The following is a 20,532-nucleotide window of genomic DNA, read 5'->3' as shown; positions in this document are numbered from 1 at the left end:
CGCCGCGTGGCCCGAGTGGTGCCCGAATTTGCGCCCGGCCCCACGGCCAGCGGCCAGCCCGAGCTGTGTGCCCTGGGAACGCCCGAGGAAGCCTACGTGGTGCTGACCGGCCATGGCGCCGACCAAGGCGTGGCGGTGCTGCCGCTGACCCCCATGGCCCTGACCCTGGCACGCGCCGCCTTGCCGACCGCCGACAGCGGCGACGAACCAGCCCTCATGGTCCGCGCCGAGCCCGCCGTGGCTGCGCTGGCCGAACGCACCCTGGGCCCGCAAGGCCAACGCATTGCCCTGCACACCACCAGCCAGCGCGCGCTCGATGCCGCCCGCAGCGACTGGGACCTGGCGCAGTTCGACCTGTCCAGCACCAGCAGCACCCGCGCGCTGCGCAAAGTGGGCAGCGCGCTGAGCGCGGCGCTGTATGCCCCGCAGTGGCGTGCAGCCCGCTGGGGCGCGGGCATGCTGGTGGTGGCGCACCTGGTGGGGCTCAATGCCTGGGCCTGGCAAGAACGGCAGGCGCTGACTGCCAAGCAGGCCAGCGTACGCAACACCCTGACCCAGACCTTCCCCAAAGTGCAGGTGGTGGTCGATGCGCCGGTGCAGATGGAGCGCGAACTCGCCCAGCTGCGGCAGGCTGCCGGCAGCGTGTCGGCGCGCGACCTGGAGCCCCTGCTGGCAGCGGCCGGTGCGGCCTTGCCCGATGGCCGCCTGCCCAGCAGCATCGAATACACCCCCGGCGAGCTGCGCCTGCGTGGCGTGACCCTGGCGCCCGATGAAGAATCTGTGGTGTCTGGCCGCCTGCAAGCCGCCGGGTACCGTGCCCGCGTGGACGATGGCAGCCTGTTGCTGCGCACCGAGGTGAGCCCATGACCCAAACCTCCGCACTCCAGGACCGCTGGCAAGCCCTGGCGCCCCGTGAGCAGAACCTGGTGCTGGCCGCCGGCACGGTGGTGGCGCTGGCCCTGCTGTGGTGGGTGGCCGTCGCCCCCGCACTCGGTACCTTGCGCGCTGCGCCCGCGCGGCACGCCGCACTCGACGCCCAGCTGCAGCGCATGCAAAGCCTGCAAGCCGAGGCCCAGCAGCTGCAGGCCACACCCGCCACCAGCCCCGGCGATGCCGTGGCCGCGCTGCGCACCGCCCTGACGCAGCGCCTGGGCAACACGGCACAGCTCAACGTGGCGGGCGACCGCGCCACGGTCACGCTCAAAGGCGCATCGGCCGATGCACTGGCCCAGTGGCTGGCCCAGGCCCGCAGCAATGCCCGCGCCACGCCACTGGAAGCCCGGCTGACCCGCAGCGCAGCCCCCGCGGCTACACCCCCCACCGGCAATGCGCCCGTCACCCTGGGCAGCCCACCCGTAGCCATGCCCCGATGGGACGGCACCGTGGTGCTGGCCCTGCCCGCCGCTGCGGCGCGCTGACCCGCCCTGCACAACAGCTTCTCCACCGTGGCCCGCAACCTCCGTACGACACGCCCCTCCCCAGGCTCTGCCCCCCGCGCTGCGTGGGGCTGGGCATGGGCCGGTGCGCTGGCCGGGGTGCTGCCCGCCGTGGTGGCCTTTGCGCCCGCGCACTGGCTGGCAGGTGGCGTGGCAAGCACTACCCAAGGGCAGGTGTTGTTGCTACAGCCACGTGGCACGGTGTGGACCGGCTCGGCCCAACTGGTGCTGACCGGCGGCCAGGCCAGCAAGGACAGCGCCGCTCTGCCTGGCCGGGTGGATTGGCAACTGCGCCCCACCTGGGACGGCCTGCGCGCCCAGCTGCAAGCGGGCTGCTGCACCCCCGAGCCCCTGCGGGCCCAGGTGCACGCACGCTGGGCAGGCCTGCAGGTCAAAGTAGCCGACGGCCAGAGTCAGTGGCCCGCCGCCCTGCTAACGGGCCTGGGCACCCCCTGGAACACGCTGCAACCGCAGGGCCAGCTGGCCCTGCAGACGCGCGACCTGGCCCTGCAATGGGCCGCTGGCCGCATGGTGCTGTCGGGCCAGGCCCAGCTGGATGCGCGGGCCATGTCCTCGCGCCTGTCCACGCTGCGCCCCATGGGCAGCTACCGGCTGGTGCTGCAGGGCGGCGAAGTGCCCACGCTCGCCCTCAGCACCCTCGACGGGGCCTTGCAACTGAGCGGCAGCGGCCAGTGGGTGGGCAACCGCCTGCGCTTTGCGGGCGAGGCCAGCGCCGTCCCCGAACGGGAAGCCGCACTGTCCAATCTTCTGAACATCATCGGACGGCGCAACGGCGCGCGCTCCATCATCACCGTGGGTTAAGTCTATGACCTCCTTGTTTTCGCCACACCTGCGATTTACTCTCAAAACAATAGCAGCAAGTGCAATATTTGCATGCGCTAGCGGCCATATCGCTGCCCAAACGGCTGTAGACACGCGTACCGGCAGCGTGCGCCCCAGCGAACCCGTCACGCTCAACTTTGCCAATGCCGAGATCGAGGCCGTGGCCCGCACCATGGCCACCATCACCGGCCGCAACGTGGTGGTGGACCCACGGGTCAAAGGCCAGCTCAACCTGGTGACCGAGCGCGCCGTGACACCGGCTGCCGCGTTCCAGCAGTTCCTGGCCGCTCTGCGGCTGCAGGGCTTCACGGTGGTGGAGGCGGCCGGCCTGTACAAGGTGGTTCCCGAGGCCGACGCCAAGCTGCAGGGCGGCAGCGTGAGCGTGGTGCAGGGCAACGCGGGCAGTGCGCCCGGCGGCGGGCAGATCGTCACGCAGATCTTCAAGCTCAATTTCGAGAACGCGGCCAACCTGGTGCCGGTGCTGCGCCCGCTCATCAGCCCCAACAACACCATCAACGTGAACCCCGGCAACAACTCGCTGGTGATCACCGACTACGCCGACAACCTGCAGCGCCTGGCGCGCATCGTGGCGGCCATGGATGTCTCCAACGCCAGCGATGTGGAGGTGATTCCGCTCAAGAACGCCATTGCCAGTGACCTGGCACCGCTGGTGTCGCGCCTGATCGACGGCGGCAGCGCCAACGGTGGTGCTGCGGCAGCGGCTGCACCCGGCCAGGCCGACACGTCGTTCAAGACCACCCTCATCGCCGAGCCCCGCAGCAACTCGCTGATTCTGCGCGCCGCCAACCCGGCCCGCGTGGCCCAGGTGCGCGCGTTGGTGGCCCAGCTGGACCAGGCGCCTGCGCCCGGCAGCAGCGCCGCCAGCGGCAACATCCATGTGGTCTACCTCAAGAACGCCGACGCCACCAAGCTGGCCACCACTCTGCGCGCCGCCATGGCGGCCATGGGCGGCGGCAATGGCGGCGCGGCCAGCAGCGGTGGTGGCGCCAGCGCCCCCGCACCCAGCACGGGGCTGAGCACCGGCGGCATGCTGTCCACCAACGGCAGCTCGTCCAGCAGCAGTAGCACCGGCGGCGGCCTGGGCTCCAGCACCAGCGCCATGGGCACCAGCAGCACCAACAACAATCAGCCCTCCACCGGCGGGCAGATCCAGGCTGACCCCACCACCAACTCGCTCATCATCACGGCGCCCGAGCCGCTGTACCGCCAGCTGCGCGACGTGATCGACAAGCTCGACGGCCGCCGCGCGCAGGTGCTGGTCGAGAGCCTGATCGTCGAGGTCTCCGCCAACAAGGTGGCCGAGTTCGGCATCCAGTGGCAGGGCATTCTGGGCAAGAACGGCGATGGCACCGTGGGCGTGATCGGCACCAACTCCGGCCAGGTCGGTGCCAACATCCTGAACGTGACGGCCGCCCTGGCATCGGGCTCCACCACCTCCATCGCGTCGGCGGCCAGTTCGCTGGGCAAGGGACTGAACCTGGCGCTGGCACCGCGCATCAACGGCCAGTATTACCTGGGCGCGCTGGCCAACTTTCTGCAGAACAGCGGCGATGCCAACGTGCTCTCCACCCCCAACCTGATGACGCTGGACAACGAAGAGGCACGCATCATCATCGGCAACAACGTGCCCTTCGTGACTGGCTCTTACGCCAACAGCACCGGCAGCAGCACGGTGAACCCATTCACCACGGTGGAGCGCAAGGACGTGGGCCTGATGCTCAAGGTGCGCCCGCAGATCAGCGAGAACGGCACGGTGAAGATGGCGATCTACCAGGAGGTCTCCAAGATCGACACCGCCACGCTGAGCAACGCCAACGGCCCCACCACCAGCAAACGCTCCATCGAGTCGAACGTGGTGGTGGACGACGGCAGCATCATCGTGATCGGTGGCCTGCTGGAAGACAGCTACTCGCAGGGTCAGGACAAGGTGCCGGTGATGGGCGACATCCCGGTGCTGGGCAACCTGTTCCGCAGCGAGAACCGCACCCGCAACAAGACCAACCTGATGGTGTTCCTGCGCCCCATTGTGGTGCGTGACAACGCCACCAGCGACGCCCTGATGATGGACCGCTACGAGGCCATCCGTGCACTGCAGCAAACCACACAACCCGCACCCAGCGTGGTGATGAAGTCGGTGTCGGGCGCGCCCATCCTGCCTGCGCTGCCACAGCGCGCAGAGCCCGGCGCAGCCAACCAGCCTGCCCAGCCGCTGGCCCCGCTGCCCGCAGAGACCTCGCCACGCTGAAGGGCAGCCACGCATGCGCCACCCCCTGCCCTACGCCTTTGCCCGCACCGCCCAGCTGCTGCTGGAAGACGACGGCCACCAGCTGGTGCTGTGGCACGGCCCCAGCCCCGACGCGGGCGCGCTGTCCGAAGTGCTGCGCAAGCACCCGGTGCAGCAGTTGCTGCCGCTCGATGCCCCCGCCTTGGCGCAGCGCATCAGCGCCGCCTACTCGCACAGCGAATCGAGTGCCGCCACGGTGGTGAGCGAGGTCGAGAGCGACGCAGACCTCTCGCGCATGATGCAGGAGCTGCCTGCCGTCGAGGACTTGCTGGAGTCTGCGGGCGACGCGCCCATCATCCGCATGCTCAACGCCCTGCTCACGCAGGCCGCGCGCGACGGTGCGAGCGACATCCACATCGAGCCCTACGAGCGCCACAGCAGCGTGCGGTTTCGGGTGGACGGCACGCTGCGCGAAGTGGTGCAGCCCAACCGCGCGCTGCACGCCGCATTGATCTCGCGCCTGAAGATCATGGCCGACCTCGACATCTCCGAAAAGCGCCTGCCGCAGGACGGCCGCATCAGCCTGCGCCTGGGCACACGTGCCATCGACGTGCGCGTATCCACGCTACCCAGCGCCCATGGCGAACGCGCCGTGCTGCGCCTTTTGGACAAGAGCGAAAGCAAGCTGAGCCTGGAGGCCGTAGGCATGCAGGGCAACACCCTGCACCGCTTTGAGGGCCTGATCGGCCAGCCGCACGGCATCATCCTCGTCACCGGCCCCACGGGCTCGGGCAAGACGACCACGCTGTATGCGGCGCTGGGCCGGCTCGATGCCACGCGCAACAACATCATGACGGTGGAAGACCCCATCGAGTACGAGCTGCCGGGCGTGGGGCAAACCCAGGTCAACAGCAAGATCGAGCTGACCTTTGCCAAGGCCCTGCGCGCCATTCTGCGGCAGGACCCGGACATCATCATGATTGGCGAAATCCGCGACTTCGAGACCGCGCAGATTGCCATCCAGGCCTCGCTCACGGGTCACCTGGTGCTGGCCACGCTGCACACCAACGACGCGGCCAGCGCCGTGACGCGACTGACCGACATGGGCGTGGAGCCTTTCCTGCTGTCGTCATCCTTGCTGGGCGTGCTGGCCCAGCGCCTGGTGCGCAAGTTCTGCAGCCACTGCCACGGCAGCGGTTGTGAGCACTGCGGCCAGACGGGCTACACAGGCCGCACGGGCGTGTTCGAGTTGCTGGTGACCACGGACGCGATCCGGGCACAGATCCACAACCAGGCCTCAGAGGCCGACATCCGCACCGCAGCGCTGGCGGGTGGCATGGCGCTGATGCGGGACGATGGCGAGCGCCTGATTGCCGCCGGCATCACCAGCCGCGAAGAAGTGCTGCGGGTGACGCGGGACTGATTTGCTACGTTTTTGATAGCTGTTAGCACATGAAACACTAGCGCTACCAGCCAAAAACACTTCAAACTACCGGATCTGCAGCGCGGGCCTGCGCCCCACCTGGGCCATAGCAGGTGCGGCGGGCGTTGCGGGTGCGGAGGTGCTAAACGCCGGGGATGCCGTCGCGCCATCCTGCAGCTTGAACTGGCTGACCGCGCTGTTGAGGTGGTGCGCCTGCTCTCGCAGCGACTCGGACGCTGCGGTGGACTCCTCCACCAGCGCCGCGTTCTGCTGGGTCATCTGGTCGAGCTGGGTGACCGACTGGCTGATCTGGCCGATGTTGTCGCTTTGCTCGGCCGACGAAGCGGTGATCTCCGCAATGATGTCGGACACGCGCCGCACGCTGCTCACAATCTCGGTCATGGTCTGGCCGGCCTGGCTCACCAGGCGCGAGCCGTCTTCGACCCGCTCCACCGACGAACCGATCAGGCCCTTGATCTCCTTGGCCGCTTCGGCGCTGCGCTGCGCCAGGTTGCGCACCTCGCTAGCCACCACCGCAAAGCCACGGCCCTGCTCACCGGCACGGGCGGCTTCCACCGCCGCGTTGAGCGCCAGGATATTGGTCTGGAACGCAATCGAATCGATCACGCCCGTGATGTCGGCGATCTTGCGCGAGCTGGTGGTGATCTGGTCCATGGTGGTCACCACCTGCGACACCACGGCGCCGCCGCGTGCGGCCACCTCGGCGGCGGACGAGGCAAAGTCGCTGGCCTGGCGCGAGGCCTGGGCGCTTTGCTGCACCGTGCTGGTCAGCACCTCCATCGATGAAGCGGTTTCCTCCAGGTTGGCCGCTGTCTGCTCGGTGCGGTGGCTCAGGTCGTGGTTGCCGCTGGCGATCTCGGAGCTGGCGGTGGAGATGTTGCCCGCCGCGTCCTGCACCTGGCGCACCAGGTCACGCAACGAGTCCTGCATGCGACCCATGGCGCCCACCAGCTGGCCCACTTCGTCCTGGTTCATGGCCGCCACATCGCGCGACAAATCGCCACTGGCAATGCGTTCAGCCAGCTCCTGTGCCTGTCCGAGGGATTTCGTGATGGAGCGCACGCTGAAGAACGTGAGTGGAATCAACACCGCCAGCGCCAGCACCAGGCCCACGCCAATCAGTGCGGCCATGGTGGAGGTGCGCGATTCGACGCCCGCGCGGGCCTCGTCCATCTGCGCGCGCGCCGAAGCGGCAAGGCTGGAGAACAGCTTGTCGGTGGCCTCCATGTGGACCTTCAGGCGGTCGGCGTAGGCGCCGCCCCCTGCGCCGTCGAGCTGCGCGCCCTCGATTTTCTCGAAGATGGGCGAGATGCCGGTTTCGTACTGCTTGATCTCGTCCAGGGACTTGTCGATGGAGGCCACGAACTCGGCATCGCCCGACTGCACTTGCCGCACATCGGCCAGGCGCTTGCGCAGGGAGGTCAGGGTTTTGGCCCAGGACTCGCGCAGGGCCGAGACCTCGACCGAGTTGTTGAAGTTGATGATGATGTCTTTTTCGGTCCGGCGCAGGTCACCCAGGGTGGTGCGCAGCTCGGACATGTCGGTCAGCGTCTGCACGCGTTCTGAAAACAGCACTTGCAGGGTGCCACGCGTTCGGTCCAGGGCCACGTAGCCCATGGCACCGATGACGACCAGAAGGATCAGGGAAAAGACGGTTCCGAAGTAGAGACGCGTGCGGATGGAGAAGCGGCCGAGAGCATTCATGGCTCTTCCTTACATTTTTTAACAGACAGTCCAGCATAGCAAATTTGGTGCCACACACACCCCCCACCTTCTGGGCCGGGGGTGGGCGGGACTATATGCCGGGCAAGGCGGTCCATCGCACAGGGTAAGCACGGCCCCGGGGCCCTGTTTCAGGGAATCCTCGGGGCCAGTAGCTGCGCTTATTGCGCCGTTTTCACACGGGCTTGAGGGGGATGTACAACTCGCCCCCGCCCTTCTGGAACTCCGCCGCCTTGGTCTGCATGCCCTGGGCCAGGGCTTCGGCCTCAGCCACGCCCTTTTGCGCGGCGAAGTCGCGCACCTCCTGCGTGATCTTCATGGAGCAGAACTTGGGACCGCACATCGAGCAGAAATGCGCCACCTTGGCCGAGTCCTTCGGCAGCGTTTCATCGTGGTATTCCTTGGCCGTTTCGGGGTCCAGGCCCAGGTTGAACTGGTCCTGCCAGCGGAAATCGAAGCGTGCCTGGCTCAACGCATCGTCACGCGAGCGCGCGCCCGGGTGGCCCTTGGCCACATCGGCCGCGTGGGCGGCGATCTTGTACGCAATGATCCCCTGCTTCACGTCGTCGCGGTCGGGCAGTCCCAGGTGCTCCTTGGGCGTCACGTAGCACAGCATGGCCGTGCCCATCCAGCCGATCATGGCCGCGCCGATGGCCGAAGCAATGTGGTCGTAGCCGGGGGCGATGTCGATGGTCAGCGGGCCCAGTGTGTAGAACGGGGCTTCGTGGCAGGTCTTGAGCTGCTCGGTCATGTTGGCCTGGATCATGTGCATGGGCACATGGCCCGGGCCTTCGATCATGGTCTGCACGTCGTGCTTCCAGGCCACCTGGGTCAGCTCGCCCAGCGTGTGCAGCTCGGCAAACTGCGCCTCGTCGTTGGCATCGGACGCGCAGCCGGGGCGCAGGCCATCGCCCAGGCTGAACGACACGTCGTACGCCTTCATGATGTCGCAGATGTCCTCGAAATGCTCGTACAGGAAGCTCTCACGGTGGTGCGCCATGCACCACTTGGCCATGATGGAGCCGCCGCGCGAGACGATGCCCGTGCGGCGCTGCGCCGTGAGGTGGATGTAGGCCAGGCACACGCCCGCGTGGATGGTGAAGTAGTCCACGCCCTGCTCGGCCTGCTCGATCAGCGTGTCGCGGAAGATCGCCCAGGTCAGGTCTTCGGCCACGCCGCCCACCTTCTCCAGCGCCTGGTAGATCGGCACGGTGCCAATCGGCACGGGCGAGTTGCGCACGATCCAGTCGCGTGTGGTGTGGATATTCTTCCCGGTGGAGAGGTCCATCACGTTGTCGGCGCCCCAGCGGATGGCCCACACCAGCTTTTCCACTTCTTCTTCGATGCTCGACGTGACGGCCGAGTTACCGATGTTGGCGTTGATCTTGACCAGGAAGTTGCGGCCAATCGCCATCGGCTCCACCTCGGGGTGGTTGATGTTGGCGGGGATGATGGCGCGGCCCCGGGCCACCTCGTCGCGCACAAACTCAGGCGTGATGATGCGCGGGATGCTGGCGCCCATGGGGTTGCCCATCAGGCGCTTCTCGCGGCCTGCATCGGCCATGTACTGCTCCATCCACTCACGCTTGCCGTTTTCACGGATGGCCACGTACTCCATCTCGGGCGTGACGATGCCCTTCTTGGCGTAGTGCATCTGCGTGACGTTGGCACCGGCCTTGGCGCGCAGGGGCTTGCGCTGCAGGGCGGCGGCCTCGGCGCGCAGCTGGGCGAGGCGGGTGGCGTCTTCGCTCTTTTGGCCGTCGTCCAGCGCCAAGGGCGCGCGGCCTTCGTAGTGCTCCACATCGCCCCGGCCGGTGATCCAGCCACCGCGCACGCTGGCCAAGCCTTTGCGCACATCAATGGTCGCATTCGGGTCGGTGTAGGGGCCGGAGGTGTCGTACACGCTGACCAGTTCGCCGTTGGTCAGCGCAATGTCGCGCACCGGTACGCGCAGGTCGGTGTGCAGTTGGCCGGGGATATAGGCCTTGTGCGATGCGGGGAAGGGCTCGCGCGTGCTCGCGAGCAGCTCGGCGAACTTCTCGGGTGTGGCCAGCTTGGCAAGGGGGTCGGGGGCGTTCATGGGGCAGGTCTCCTGGTTCCGGGGCGGTGGGTTCTGCTCCGGAATGGACCTGTGCGCCCCTCAGGTGCGGCAGCGCCTGAGGCAAGGCGTGCCCACAGGGACTGCGGGCACGGGGACAAGGAGGTCGGCTCTTCTTCCGCCGGTATGAACCGGATCAAGTTCGTCGGGTTCGCAAGCTTGCCTGAATTCCTTCAGGACTCTTGCATCTCAGCGCATCAGCACACCCCGGAGCAGGCGCGAGTATAGGCCAGAGAAAAAACGGGGCGGCAGAGCCCGTGCGGTCAGAAGGTGTGAATGAATCCGGCGTGCCCGAGCAGGCCGCCAAAACGCGCCCGATCTAGGCGCAAAGCGCAGCCATAGCTCGGGCTATGGCGAGCATTTGTAACGACGAACGGGTGTGTTTTGGCGGGATGAGCGGGCATGGCGGGTTCGCTCACACCTTCTCAGGCCAGTCGGCCGATGAGGAGCACCGCGAAGAAGAACACAGCAGCAATCACCGTCCACTTGAGGATGACGAGCCCCAAGCGCTTGTAGCGCGGCTGGCCCGTGCCTGCATAAAACGCAAACGACACGGCAGCCGCCAGGAGCAGCAGCATGGCCAGCCAGCGAAAGATCAACATGGCGGGCGGGCCCTACCAGGCGCGCGCAGGCTGCGCAAAACCGGTGGGTGCCTGGCGCTCGTCCTCGAACGTGACCACCTCCCAGGCGTCGCGCTGGGCCAGCAGCTCGCGCAGCAACAGGTTGTTCATGGCGTGGCCCGAACGGAACGCGCTGTACGCGGCCAGCAGCGGTTTGCCGATGAGGTACAGGTCCCCCATCGCATCGAGGATCTTGTGCTTCACGAACTCGTCGTCATAGCGCAGACCGTCGCTGTTGAGCACCTTGTAGTCGTCCATCACGATGGCGTTGTCCAGGCCGCCACCCAGCGCCAGGCCGTTGGAGCGCATCATTTCCACATCGCGGGTGAAACCGAAGGTGCGGGCGCGGGCAATGTCGCGGCTGTAGTTGCCTTGCCCCAGGTCAAACTCCACGCGCTGACCGGTGGAGTCCACGGCCGGGTGGTCAAAGTCGATTTCAAAACTGAGCTTGTAGCCGTGGTAAGGCGTAAGGCGCGCCCACTTGGCATTGGCGCCTTCGCCCTCGCGCACCTCCACCGGCCGGGTGACGCGGATGAAGCGCTTTGGTGCGTTCTGCAGTTCCACCCCAGCGCTTTGCAGCAGGAACACGAACGAAGCCGAAGACCCATCGAGAATGGGGACCTCTTCGGCCGTGATGTCCACATAGAGATTGTCGATGCCCAGTCCGGCACAGGCCGACATCAGGTGCTCCACCGTGTGCACCTTGGCATTACCCACCGCAATGGTGGATGCCAGCCGCGTATCCGTCACGGCCTCGGCACGGATGGGAATGTCCACCGGCTGTGGCAGATCCACCCGCCGGAACACGATGCCTGTGTCCGGCTGTGCGGGCCGCAGAGTCAACTCGACCCGCTGGCCGCTGTGCAGACCCACGCCTACGGCGCGGGTCAGGGTCTTGAGGGTGCGTTGCTGGAGCATCCGCGTATTTTAGGTTCTGGCACACCGCCCCGCACCGGCAGAGGTTTTGCCTGCACCACAGACGGGGCGCCACACTGGGAACGTTGGCGGCCCATAGGTAGAGCTACCGCCGCGTTTTCACCTACTGCACTGACCCCACGGTTCGCCGCACAATTTGGCATCAGAGGGCTTTGAGAACACACAACATGAACAAACCGCACCCGCCCCACAGGAGACTCCCATGAGCAAGCTCAGTTTCAAGATGAAAGTCATGCTCATGATCGGCACCGCGCTCATGGCGCTGTTGATCATGGCCATCCTGTCACTCCTCCAGGAGCGGCGGCTGATCACCGAGTCCCGCAAGGACCTGCTGACCACCGCCGTACAGTCCGCCCACAGCATCGTGGTCGGGTACCAGGCCAAGGCCGCGAGCGGTGCCATGTCGGTGGAAGACGCGCAGAAGGCCGCCAAGGATGCCCTGCGCATTGCCCGCTACGGCGGCCCCGAGGGCAAGACCGAATATTTCTACATCTGGACCACCGAGGGCGTGGGCGTGATGCACCCCTTCAAGACCGAGTGGGACGGGCAGGACATGCTCGGCAAGGTCAAGGATGGTTCGGGCGTGGACATCATCGGCCTGCTGGTCAACGGCATGCGCAGCAGCAAGGACGGCAAGGCCTTTGTACCCACCATGTTTGCGCGCCCCGGCCAGCAGACACCCGTGCCCAAGCTGCAGTACATCGTCAAGGTGGATGGCTGGAACTGGATGGTCGGCTCCGGGTTGTATACCGATGACGTGGATGCCATGCTGCGCAAGGCCCTGTGGTCAAGCCTGGCGCTGGTGGTGGCGGTGTTTGTGGTGGTGGGGGTGATCGGCCTGCTCGTGTCGCGCTCGGTGCTGCGCCAGATTGGTGGCGAACCCACCCATGCCATTGCGATCATGTCCGAGGTGGCCGAAGGCAACCTGGATGCCCAGATTCCGGCGGCCCCACCCGGCTCCATGCTCGATGGCCTGGCACACATGGTGGCCTCGCTGCGCAAGCTGGTGACCGAGGTACGGTCGGCCACGGACAGCATTGCTACGGCGTCGGGGGAAATTGCCCAGGGCAACAACGACCTGGCCCATCGCACTGAAGACACGGCCAGCAACCTGCAAACCACCGCCAGCAGCATGGAAGAGCTGACCAGCACCGTCAAGCAGACATCGGACTCCGCGCAAACCGCCAACCAGATGGCAACTTCAGCGGCTGCCGTGGCGGCGCGCGGAGGGGAAGTGGTGTCCCGCGTGGTATCCACCATGCAGGACATCAACGCCAGCAGCAACAAGATCAGCGACATCATCGGCGTGATCGACGGCATTGCGTTCCAGACCAACATCCTGGCGCTCAACGCCGCCGTCGAGGCAGCGCGCGCAGGTGAACAGGGTCGCGGTTTTGCGGTGGTCGCCAGCGAAGTGCGCAGTCTGGCACAGCGCAGCGCAGCAGCCGCCAAGGAAATCAAGACACTGATCGACGCTTCCGTGGAGAAGGTGGCATCGGGCACGCAACTGGTGGGCAATGCAGGAGCCACCATGACCGAGATCGTGGACAGCGTTCAACGCGTGACAGACATCATTGGAGAAATCCGCTCGGCCACCTCGGAGCAGAGCCAGGGCATTGCCCAGGTCAACACCGCCGTGAACCAGCTGGACCAGATGACCCAGCAGAACTCAGCGCTGGTGGAGCAGTCGGCCGCAGCAGCAGACAGTCTGCGCGAGCAGGCCATGAAGCTCACCCAGGTGGTGGCGCTGTTCCGTGTGAACGGTAGCACCTCGGCCCCCGCCCCGGCCAGCCGACCCGCGCCTGCCCCTCGCGCCGTGGCCCCTGCAGTGCGCGCTACAGCGCCTCGCCCTGCCCTTGCCAAGGCGCCCACGGCCCCTCGCAAACCCGCGCCTTCACCTTCGCCTGCGGCGGCATTGCCAACCAAAGCCAGCAGCCCCAAGCCTGCGGCAGACAACAACGATGATTGGGAGTCCTTCTGATCGCTGAGATGCCTTTGGCCACACAGGCCTGAGCGCGCGCAGGGTCGCGCGGCCCCAGTCAAAAAGCCCTGCCAGCTTGCGCTGGCAGGGCTTTTTGTGTTGCGGCCCCGGTGAGGGGCCAGCACCGTGTGAACAACCGGCCTGTCAGTCGGCTTGCTTGCGCAGGAAGGCGGGGATCTCCAGGTCATCCATGCCACCGGACGACAGCGCATCCACGCGGGCTGCGGCCTGTGTGCGGTTGGTGCGCCAGACGCTGGGCACCGACATGCTGCCGTAGTCGGCCTGCGCGCTGCCTGCGTGGCCGCCTTGCACGCCCACGGCACCACCCAGCGTACCCACACCGGCGACGGGCATCTGGTAGGCCATGTTGTCCGTGCCGGTGCGCAGGCCACCCTGAACCACCGAGATGGGCTGGCGGCGTGCGTTGGCACGCGACAGGCCCGTGGCGACCACGGTCACGCGGATCTCGTCGCCCAGGGTTTCGTCATAGGCAGCGCCGAAGATCACGTGCGCGTCGGTCGATGCGTAGGCGTTGATGGTGTTCATGGCCTGGCGTGACTCGGACAGCTTGAGGCTGCCCTTGCTGGCCGTGACCAACACCAGCACGCCCTTGGCGCCCGACAGGTCGATACCTTCGAGCAGCGGGCAGGCGATGGCCTGCTCGGCAGCAATGCGTGCGCGGTCTGGCCCGCTGGCCGTCGCAGTGCCCATCATGGCCTTGCCGGGCTCGCCCATCACGGTGCGCACGTCTTCAAAGTCCACGTTCACCTGGCCGTACTCGTTGATGATTTCAGCGATACCGCCCACGGCGTTCTTGAGCACATCGTTGGCGTGTGCGAAGGCTTCGTCCTGGGTGATGTCGTCGCCCAGCACATCCAGCAGCTTTTCGTTGAGCACCACGATCAGCGAATCCACGTTGGCTTCCAGCTCGGCCAGGCCATCGTCGGCGTTCTTCATGCGGCGACCGCCTTCCCAGTCGAAGGGCTTGGTGACCACGCCCACCGTCAGGATGCCCATCTCCTTGGCCACGCGCGCGATCACAGGTGCTGCGCCCGTGCCCGTACCGCCGCCCATGCCCGCCGTGATGAACAGCATGTGGGCGCCAGAAATGGCTTCACGGATATCCGCCACCGCCGCCTCAGCCGCATCGCGGGCCTTCTCAGGCTTGCCGCCAGCACCCAGCCCGCTGTTGCCCAGCTGGATGACGCGGTGCGCCGAGCTGCGCGTGAGCGCCTGTGCGTCGGTGTTGGCGCTGACAAACTCCACGCCCTGCACGCTACGGGCAATCATGTGCTCGACGGCATTGCTGCCGCCGCCGCCCACACCGATCACCTTGATCTGGGTGCCCTGGTTGAATTCTTCGGCTTCGATCATTTCGATGGTCATCTTGGAGCTCCTGGTTCTAAATTCGTATGCAATTGCCAAATGGGAAATGGGGTACTGGTAACTGGAGGGCGTGGCGGGCCTGTGCATCGCCATCGCTCTCGCGGTCTTCGGTGTGGACTACCACGCGCGAGCCAGAGGGGATATTTCATGGTCAGAAATTCCCCACGATGAAATCTTTGAAGCGCCCGAATGCGGTCTTCATGGACCCGCTCTTCTGAGCCACCTTGAAGCCGCGCAGGCGTGCCAGGCGCGCTTCTTCCAGCAGCCCCATCACGGTGGCGGCACGGGGCTGGGCCACCATGTCTGCCAGGGCGCTGGAATACTTCGGGATACCGCGCCGCACGGGCTTGAGGAAGATGTCTTCGCCCAACTCGATCATGCCGGGCATGACTGAACTGCCGCCCGTGAGCACGATGCCCGAGGACAGCACTTCTTCGTAGCCCGACTCTCGCACCACCTGCTGCACGAGCGAGAAGATCTCCTCGACGCGCGGCTCGATCACACCGGCCAGCGCCTGCTTGCTCAGCATGCGCGGGCTGCGGTCGCCCAAGCCGGGGACTTCGACCTGCGCCTCGGGGTCGGCCAACAGTTGCTTGGCGTAGCCGCTTTCGACCTTGATGTCCTCGGCGTCCTTCGTGGGCGTGCGCAGCGCCATCGCAATGTCGCTGGTGATGAGATCGCCCGCAATCGGAATCACTGCCGTGTGGCGGATCGCGCCGCCAGTGAAGATGGCGACATCGGTCGTGCCCGCACCAATGTCCACCACCACCACACCCAGTTCGCGCTCGTCGTCGGTGAGCACGGCCTGGCTGCTGGCCAGCGGGTTCAGCATGAGCTGCTCCACTTCCAGGCCGCAGCGGCGCACGCATTTGATGATGTTTTCTGCGGCGCTTTGCGCACCGGTCACTATGTGGATCTTGGCCTCCAGGCGGATGCCGCTCATGCCGATGGGCTCTTTCACATCCTGCCCGTCGATCACAAACTCTTGTGGCTCCACCAGAAGCAGGCGCTGGTCGCTGCTGATGTTGATGGCCTTGGCCGTCTCGACCACGCGCGCCACGTCGGCAGAGGTGACTTCCTTGTCCTTCACGGCCACCATGCCGCTGGAGTTGAGACCGCGAATGTGGCTGCCCGTGATGCCGGTGTACACGCGCTGGATCTTGCAGTCGGCCATCAGCTCGGCCTCTTTCAAGGCTTGCTGAATGCTCTGCACGGTGGCGTCGATATTGACCACCACCCCGCGCTTCAGACCGTTGCTCGGGGCCACGCCCAGGCCTGCGAGCTTGAGCTCGCCATTGGGCAGAACCTCGGCCACCACGGCCATGACCTTGGCGGTGCCAATGTCCAGCCCCACGACGACGTCTTTGTATTCTCTTGCCATATCAGTCTCTGCCCTTCTCGGTTCTGTCCCGCTGTCCCACCAACCCCTCGCACCGCCCTCTTGGGGCCCGTAGCACGCTGCGTCCTGTCCTGTCTTGCCTCATGCCACTACCTCTTGCGCACGGCCGTCGCGCCGGTTGCGTCTGCAGTCACTGTGGTCACACCCCGCAAGCGCAGGGCGTAGCCCCCGGCATGGCGCAGGTCCGCGGACTCCAGCGCGTCCACACGGCGGCCATACTGCGCGGCCACCTGGGTCAGGGTGCGTACAAAACGCTGCGTGCGCTGCACCACTTCCTGCGGCGTGCCGCCTCCCAGCTCCACCACGGCCTCGCTGTCGAGGGTGGCGCGCCAGCCGCCTCGCCCGGTCAGCTGGAGCTCTTCCACGTCCAGACCCAGCGGCTGGAACACCGGCTCCAGCAGCCCATACATCTGCAGCACTTCGGCCGAACTGCCGGTGGGCCCCTGCAGGCGCGGCAGGCCCTCCTGCTCCACATCGCCCACATTGGCCTCGAAGACTTCGCCCTGGCTGTTGACCAGCGCTGAGCCGGTGTCCGGCCCCCAGTAAGCCACCGCGTCATGCTCCTGCAACTCCACACGCAGGCTGCCGGGGTACACCCGCCGCACTTGCGCGCGGCGCACCCAGGGCACCTGCTCGAAGGCCTCGCGGGCGGCACGCAGGTCCACGGTGAAGAAGTTGCCCACTAGGTGCGGCGCCACATTGGCCCGCAGGGTCACCGCGTTGTTGTGCACCAGCTCGCCCTGGACCACGATGCGTGCGATGGCAAAGCCGGGGTAGCGAAGGGCCCACCAAGCTCCCGCCGCCAGCACAGCCATGGCGCAGCCCACGAACAGGACCGAAGCGGTCAGGTTCATGAGCTTGACGTCCAGGGGTGCGGGCAGCGTCTGGGTCATCAGTCAGCCTTTGGCTTTGCGGGCGTGTCCAGTGCCGCATCCGCGAGGATGCGCAGACACAGCTCCTCGTAGCTGATGCCCGAGGCCCGGGCCGACATGGGCACCAGCGAATGCCCCGTCATGCCGGGGGATGTATTCATCTCCAGCAAGAAGGGCTTGCGGTCGCTCGCGCGGATCATCAGGTCGGCACGGCCCCAGCCACGGCAGCCCAGGGTGCGGTAGGCCTCCAGCACGATGCGCTGTATCTCGCGCTCTTCGGCCTCGGGCAGGCCGCTCGGGCACTGGTACTTCACGTCGTCGGTGAAATACTTGTTCTGGTAGTCGTAAGCACCATCGGGGGCCACGATGCGGATCACCGGCAGTGCACGGGCGCTGGCGCCCTGGCCCAGCACGGGGCAGGTCACCTCCTCGCCCTCGATGAACTCTTCGCACAGCACATCGGGGTCGTACTGGGCAGACAGCTGCACAGCCTCCTGCATGTCCGTATAGCCGCGCACCTTGGTCACGCCGATGGACGAGCCTTCGCGCGGAGGCTTGACGATGAGGGGCAGGCCCAGCTCGTCGGGCACGGTGCGCACCACCTCGCGCTGCTGGCGGTCGGGTGCCAGCCAGACGTAGCGTGGCGTAGGCAGGCCTTCAGCCAGCCACACGCGCTTGGTCATGACCTTGTCCATCGCAATGGCCGAAGCCATCACGCCGGGGCCGGTGTACGGGATGCGCAGCAGCTCCAGCGCACCCTGCACCGTGCCGTCCTCGCCATGTCGGCCGTGCAGCGCGATAAAGCAGCGCGCGTAGCCGTCGCGCTGCAGATCGCTCAGCGGGTTGTGTGCAGGGTCGAACGCATGCGCGTCCACGCCGCGCGCCCGCAAGGCCTGCAGCACGCCGCTGCCGGACATCAGCGACACTTCGCGCTCGGCCGAGTCCCCACCCATCAAGACGGCGACCTTGCCCAGCGATTTCACATCGATAAGGGATTCTGGAAGGGTCATAGTGCGCTCCCTTCATGCGCTTTAAGCTCATTATTTTGTAGCATCTCAACCACCTTGCCGGGCACAGCGCCAATGGAGCCTGCACCCATGCACATCACCACATCACCAGCGCGTGCGTTGTCGGCAATGGCTTGGGGCAGATCAGCCACGTTGTCCACAAACACCGGCTCCACACGGCCGGCCACACGCAAGGCACGGGCCAGCGAGCGGCCATCGGCGGCCACGACCGGCGCTTCACCAGCGGCGTACACCTCGGTGAGCAGCACTGCGTCGGCGTTGCCAATGACCTTGACGAAATCCTCAAAGCAATCGCGCGTGCGGCTGTAGCGGTGCGGCTGGAAGGCCAGCACCAGACGGCGGCCGGGGAATGCGCCACGCGCGGCTGCCAGCGTGGCGGCCATCTCCACAGGGTGGTGGCCGTAGTCATCGATGACAGTGAACAAACCGCCATCTTTCGCGGGCAGGTCGCCATAGCGCTGGAAGCGCCGGCCCACGCCCTTGAAGCCTGCGAGCGCACGCTGCACGGCTTCGTCCGGGATGTTGAGCTCCACGGCCACGGCAATCGCAGACAGCGCGTTGAGCACGTTGTGCTCGCCCGCGAGGTTGAGCACGACCTCCATGTCAGGCAGCGTGACGCCGTTGCGCCGCTGCACGGTGAAGCGCATCTGGCCAGCCTCGGCCTGCACGTTGATGGCGCGCACCTGCGCGTCTTCCGAGAAGCCGTAGCTGGTGATGGGGCAGGTCACGCTTTGCAGGATGTCGCGCACGGCCGGGCTGTCCACACACAGGATGGCCGTGCCGTAGAAGGGCATGCGGTGCAGAAAATCGACAAATGCGCCCTTGAGCCGGCCAAAGTCGTGTCCGTAGGTCTCCATGTGGTCGGCGTCGATGTTGGTCACGACGGCCATCACGGGCAGCAGGTTCAGGAAGGACGCGTCGGACTCGTCGGCCTCGACCACGATGTAGTCGCCGCTGCCCAGCTTGGCATTGGCACCGGCGCTGTTGAGCTTGCCGCCGATGACGAAGGTCGGATCCAGCCCCGCCTCGGCCAGCACGCTGGTCACCAGGCTGGTGGTGGTGGTCTTGCCGTGCGTGCCGGCAATGGCAATGCCCTGCTTGAGGCGCATCAGCTCGGCCAGCATGAGCGCGCGGGGCACCACGGGGATCTTCTTCTCCCGCGCGGCCAACACCTCGGGGTTGTCGGCCGTGACGGCGGTGGACGTGACCACGGCGTCTGCGCCGTCGATGTGCGCAGCGGCGTGGCCCAGGCAGGTCTTGATACCCAGCCCCTGCAGGCGGCGCAGCGTGGCGCTGTCGGCCAGGTCCGAGCCCGTGATGCGGTAGCCCAGATTGAACAGTACCTCAGCGATGCCGCTCATGCCGGCGCCGCCCAGGCCCACAAAATGGATATGGCGAATCGCGTGTTTCATGATTGGGCCAACTCCTCGCAGGCAGTCACCACTTCGCGGGTGGCGTTAATCTTTTGCATGTTTTTGGCCTTGAGCGCTACATCCACAAGCGTGGAACGCTCTAAATTTAATAGCATTTTTGACAACCCCTCGGCCGTCAGGTCGCGCTGCTGCACCAGCCAGCCGCCCCCTGCATTCACGAGGAACTGCGCGTTGGTGGTCTGGTGGTCATCCACCGCCGACGGGAAGGGCACAAAGATGGACGCGGCGCCCACCGCGGCGATCTCCGTGACGGTGCTGGCCCCCGCACGGCAGACGATGACGTCGGCCGCCGCAAAAGCGCTGGCGGTGTCGTCGATGAAAGGCGTCAGCTCTGCCTCGACCCCAGCGGCAGCATAGTTGGCGCGCAGTGCATCGATCTGCGTCGCTCCGCTCTGGTGGACCACAGTGGGGCGTTGTACAGCTGGCATCAGGGCAATGGCCTGAGGCACGATTTCGTTGAGGGCACGCGCGCCCAAGCTGCCGCCCACCACCAGCAGACGCAGCGGACCGCTGCGGCCCGCAAACCGCTCAGTCGGACCGGGCTGCTGCGTGAAGGCGGTGCGCAGCGGATTGCCCACCCACTGGCCCTTCTTGAACACGCTGGGGAAGGCGGTGAACACCCGGTCGGCCACACCGGCCAGCACCTTATTGGCCATGCCCGCCACCGAGTTCTGCTCGTGCAGCACCAGGGGTTTGCCTGCCAGCACGCCCATCATGCCGCCCGGAAAGGTGATGTAGCCTCCAAGGCCCACCACCACATCGGGCTTGACGCGCCGCACCACCTGCAGGGCCTGCCAGAACGCGCGCAGCAAACGCAGCGGCAGCAAGGCCAGTGTGACCAGCCCCTTGCCACGCACGCCCGAGAAGTCGATCAACTCCAGCGCAAAGCCGTGCTGCGGCACGATGCGCGACTCCATGCTGCCGGGCGCGCCCAGCCAGTGCACACGCCAGCCGCGCGTGCGCAGCTCCTCGGCCACGGCCAGGCCCGGAAAGATATGGCCGCCGGTACCACCCGCCATGATGAGGGCCGTCTTCTGCGTCATGTGCGGCCTCCGCGCATCAGGCACTGCGTGCCTGGCATTGCTTGCG

General features: G+C 66.5%; 16 protein-coding genes and 1 riboswitch. Of the genes, 6 read left to right on the top strand and 10 right to left on the bottom strand.

What is annotated here, in order from left to right:
* From ISS20_RS10580 to ISS20_RS10560, 5 genes are all read left to right on the top strand, one after another.
* A partial coding sequence (locus tag ISS20_RS10580; RefSeq protein WP_291436357.1) for a GspL/Epsl periplasmic domain-containing protein occupies positions 1-867 on the top strand: 867 nt, incomplete at its 5' end.
* A complete protein-coding gene (gene gspM, locus ISS20_RS10575; RefSeq protein ID WP_291436356.1) occupies positions 864-1,418 on the top strand; it encodes a type II secretion system protein GspM in 555 nt (184 codons plus the stop codon). The genes ISS20_RS10580 and gspM, both read left to right, overlap by 4 nt.
* Positions 1,419-1,445: 27 nt before the next feature.
* A complete protein-coding gene (gene gspN / locus ISS20_RS10570; RefSeq protein WP_291436354.1) occupies positions 1,446-2,258 on the top strand; it encodes a type II secretion system protein N in 813 nt (270 codons plus the stop codon).
* Positions 2,259-2,262: 4 nt separating this feature from the next.
* A complete protein-coding gene (gene gspD / locus ISS20_RS10565; protein WP_291436352.1) occupies positions 2,263-4,545 on the top strand; it encodes a type II secretion system secretin GspD in 2,283 nt (760 codons plus the stop codon).
* Between the two features lie 13 nt (positions 4,546-4,558).
* The gene (locus ISS20_RS10560) at positions 4,559-5,947 is read left to right on the top strand and encodes an ATPase, T2SS/T4P/T4SS family (RefSeq protein ID WP_291436351.1); all 1,389 of its coding nucleotides are present in this window, start codon (positions 4,559-4,561) and stop codon (positions 5,945-5,947) included.
* A gap of 66 nt (positions 5,948-6,013) precedes the next feature.
* Here the strand turns inward: ISS20_RS10560 and ISS20_RS10555 are convergent, their stop codons facing one another.
* The 4 genes from ISS20_RS10555 to lpxC all read right to left on the bottom strand — a co-directional run bounded on the left by ISS20_RS10555 (position 6,014) and on the right by lpxC (position 11,326).
* Positions 6,014-7,672, bottom strand: a complete 1,659-nt coding sequence (locus ISS20_RS10555) for a methyl-accepting chemotaxis protein (RefSeq protein WP_291436349.1) — start codon at positions 7,670-7,672, stop codon at positions 6,014-6,016.
* A gap of 193 nt (positions 7,673-7,865) precedes the next feature.
* On the bottom strand, positions 7,866-9,743 hold the full coding sequence (thiC, locus tag ISS20_RS10550) for a phosphomethylpyrimidine synthase ThiC (protein ID WP_291436359.1): 1,878 nt from the start codon (positions 9,741-9,743) through the stop codon (positions 7,866-7,868).
* Between the two features lie 141 nt (positions 9,744-9,884).
* A riboswitch (TPP riboswitch) is annotated at positions 9,885-10,008 on the bottom strand.
* A 205-nt stretch (positions 10,009-10,213) separates the two neighbouring features.
* A complete protein-coding gene (locus tag ISS20_RS10545) occupies positions 10,214-10,390 on the bottom strand; it encodes a hypothetical protein (RefSeq protein WP_200954261.1) in 177 nt (58 codons plus the stop codon).
* Between the two features lie 12 nt (positions 10,391-10,402).
* On the bottom strand, positions 10,403-11,326 hold the full coding sequence (gene lpxC, locus ISS20_RS10540; RefSeq protein WP_015012562.1) for a UDP-3-O-acyl-N-acetylglucosamine deacetylase: 924 nt from the start codon (positions 11,324-11,326) through the stop codon (positions 10,403-10,405).
* Between the two features lie 220 nt (positions 11,327-11,546).
* Here lpxC and ISS20_RS10535 point away from each other — a divergent pair, with 220 nt between their 5' ends.
* Positions 11,547-13,325, top strand: a complete 1,779-nt coding sequence (locus tag ISS20_RS10535) for a methyl-accepting chemotaxis protein (RefSeq protein ID WP_291436346.1) — start codon at positions 11,547-11,549, stop codon at positions 13,323-13,325.
* A gap of 144 nt (positions 13,326-13,469) precedes the next feature.
* Here ISS20_RS10535 and ftsZ read toward each other — a convergent pair whose 3' ends face one another.
* The 6 genes from ftsZ to murG all read right to left on the bottom strand — a co-directional run bounded on the left by ftsZ (position 13,470) and on the right by murG (position 20,486).
* Entirely contained in the window at positions 13,470-14,711 is a 1,242-nt protein-coding gene (gene ftsZ / locus ISS20_RS10530) for a cell division protein FtsZ (protein WP_291436344.1), read from the bottom strand.
* Between the two features lie 151 nt (positions 14,712-14,862).
* Positions 14,863-16,092 carry a cell division protein FtsA gene (gene ftsA / locus ISS20_RS10525; RefSeq protein ID WP_015012559.1) on the bottom strand — a complete coding sequence of 410 codons (1,230 nt, stop codon included), beginning with the start codon at positions 16,090-16,092 and terminating at the stop codon, positions 14,863-14,865.
* A gap of 107 nt (positions 16,093-16,199) precedes the next feature.
* A complete protein-coding gene (locus ISS20_RS10520; protein WP_291436343.1) occupies positions 16,200-17,003 on the bottom strand; it encodes a cell division protein FtsQ/DivIB in 804 nt (267 codons plus the stop codon).
* Positions 17,003-17,992, bottom strand: coding sequence for a D-alanine--D-alanine ligase (locus ISS20_RS10515; protein ID WP_291436342.1), 990 nt, complete (start codon positions 17,990-17,992; stop codon positions 17,003-17,005). Before ISS20_RS10515 ends, ISS20_RS10520 begins: the two co-directional genes overlap by 1 nt.
* On the bottom strand, positions 17,989-19,422 hold the full coding sequence (gene murC, locus ISS20_RS10510) for a UDP-N-acetylmuramate--L-alanine ligase (protein WP_291436340.1): 1,434 nt from the start codon (positions 19,420-19,422) through the stop codon (positions 17,989-17,991). Before murC ends, ISS20_RS10515 begins: the two co-directional genes overlap by 4 nt.
* Complete coding sequence (murG, locus tag ISS20_RS10505; protein WP_291436339.1) at positions 19,419-20,486, bottom strand: undecaprenyldiphospho-muramoylpentapeptide beta-N-acetylglucosaminyltransferase; 1,068 nt, start codon at positions 20,484-20,486, stop codon at positions 19,419-19,421. Before murG ends, murC begins: the two co-directional genes overlap by 4 nt.
* Between the last annotated feature and the right edge of the window lie 46 nt (positions 20,487-20,532).

The organism is Acidovorax sp. (assembly GCF_016783915.1).
GTDB lineage: Bacteria > Pseudomonadota > Gammaproteobacteria > Burkholderiales > Burkholderiaceae_C > Acidovorax.
Note: the sequence above shows the minus strand (reverse complement) of the source record. Positions and strands in the feature narration are given on the sequence as shown.

Bases quoted from the DNA above. Each gene is read 5' to 3' on its own strand.
- ISS20_RS10520 (WP_291436343.1), bottom strand. From the start codon at position 17,003: ATGACCCAGACGCTGCCCGCACCCCTGGACGTCAAGCTCATGAACCTG.
- ISS20_RS10555 (WP_291436349.1), bottom strand. From the start codon at position 7,672: ATGAATGCTCTCGGCCGCTTCTCCATCCGCACGCGTCTCTACTTCGGA.
- ISS20_RS10560 (WP_291436351.1), top strand. From the start codon at position 4,559: ATGCGCCACCCCCTGCCCTACGCCTTTGCCCGCACCGCCCAGCTGCTG.
- ftsA (WP_015012559.1), bottom strand. From the start codon at position 16,092: ATGGCAAGAGAATACAAAGACGTCGTCGTGGGGCTGGACATTGGCACC.
- gspM (WP_291436356.1), top strand. From the start codon at position 864: ATGACCCAAACCTCCGCACTCCAGGACCGCTGGCAAGCCCTGGCGCCC.
- lpxC (WP_015012562.1), bottom strand. From the start codon at position 11,326: ATGCTCCAGCAACGCACCCTCAAGACCCTGACCCGCGCCGTAGGCGTG.
- murC (WP_291436340.1), bottom strand. From the start codon at position 19,422: ATGAAACACGCGATTCGCCATATCCATTTTGTGGGCCTGGGCGGCGCC.
- ISS20_RS10515 (WP_291436342.1), bottom strand. From the start codon at position 17,992: ATGACCCTTCCAGAATCCCTTATCGATGTGAAATCGCTGGGCAAGGTC.
- gspD (WP_291436352.1), top strand. From the start codon at position 2,263: ATGACCTCCTTGTTTTCGCCACACCTGCGATTTACTCTCAAAACAATA.
- ISS20_RS10535 (WP_291436346.1), top strand. From the start codon at position 11,547: ATGAGCAAGCTCAGTTTCAAGATGAAAGTCATGCTCATGATCGGCACC.
- ftsZ (WP_291436344.1), bottom strand. From the start codon at position 14,711: ATGACCATCGAAATGATCGAAGCCGAAGAATTCAACCAGGGCACCCAG.
- murG (WP_291436339.1), bottom strand. From the start codon at position 20,486: ATGACGCAGAAGACGGCCCTCATCATGGCGGGTGGTACCGGCGGCCAT.
- ISS20_RS10545 (WP_200954261.1), bottom strand. From the start codon at position 10,390: ATGTTGATCTTTCGCTGGCTGGCCATGCTGCTGCTCCTGGCGGCTGCC.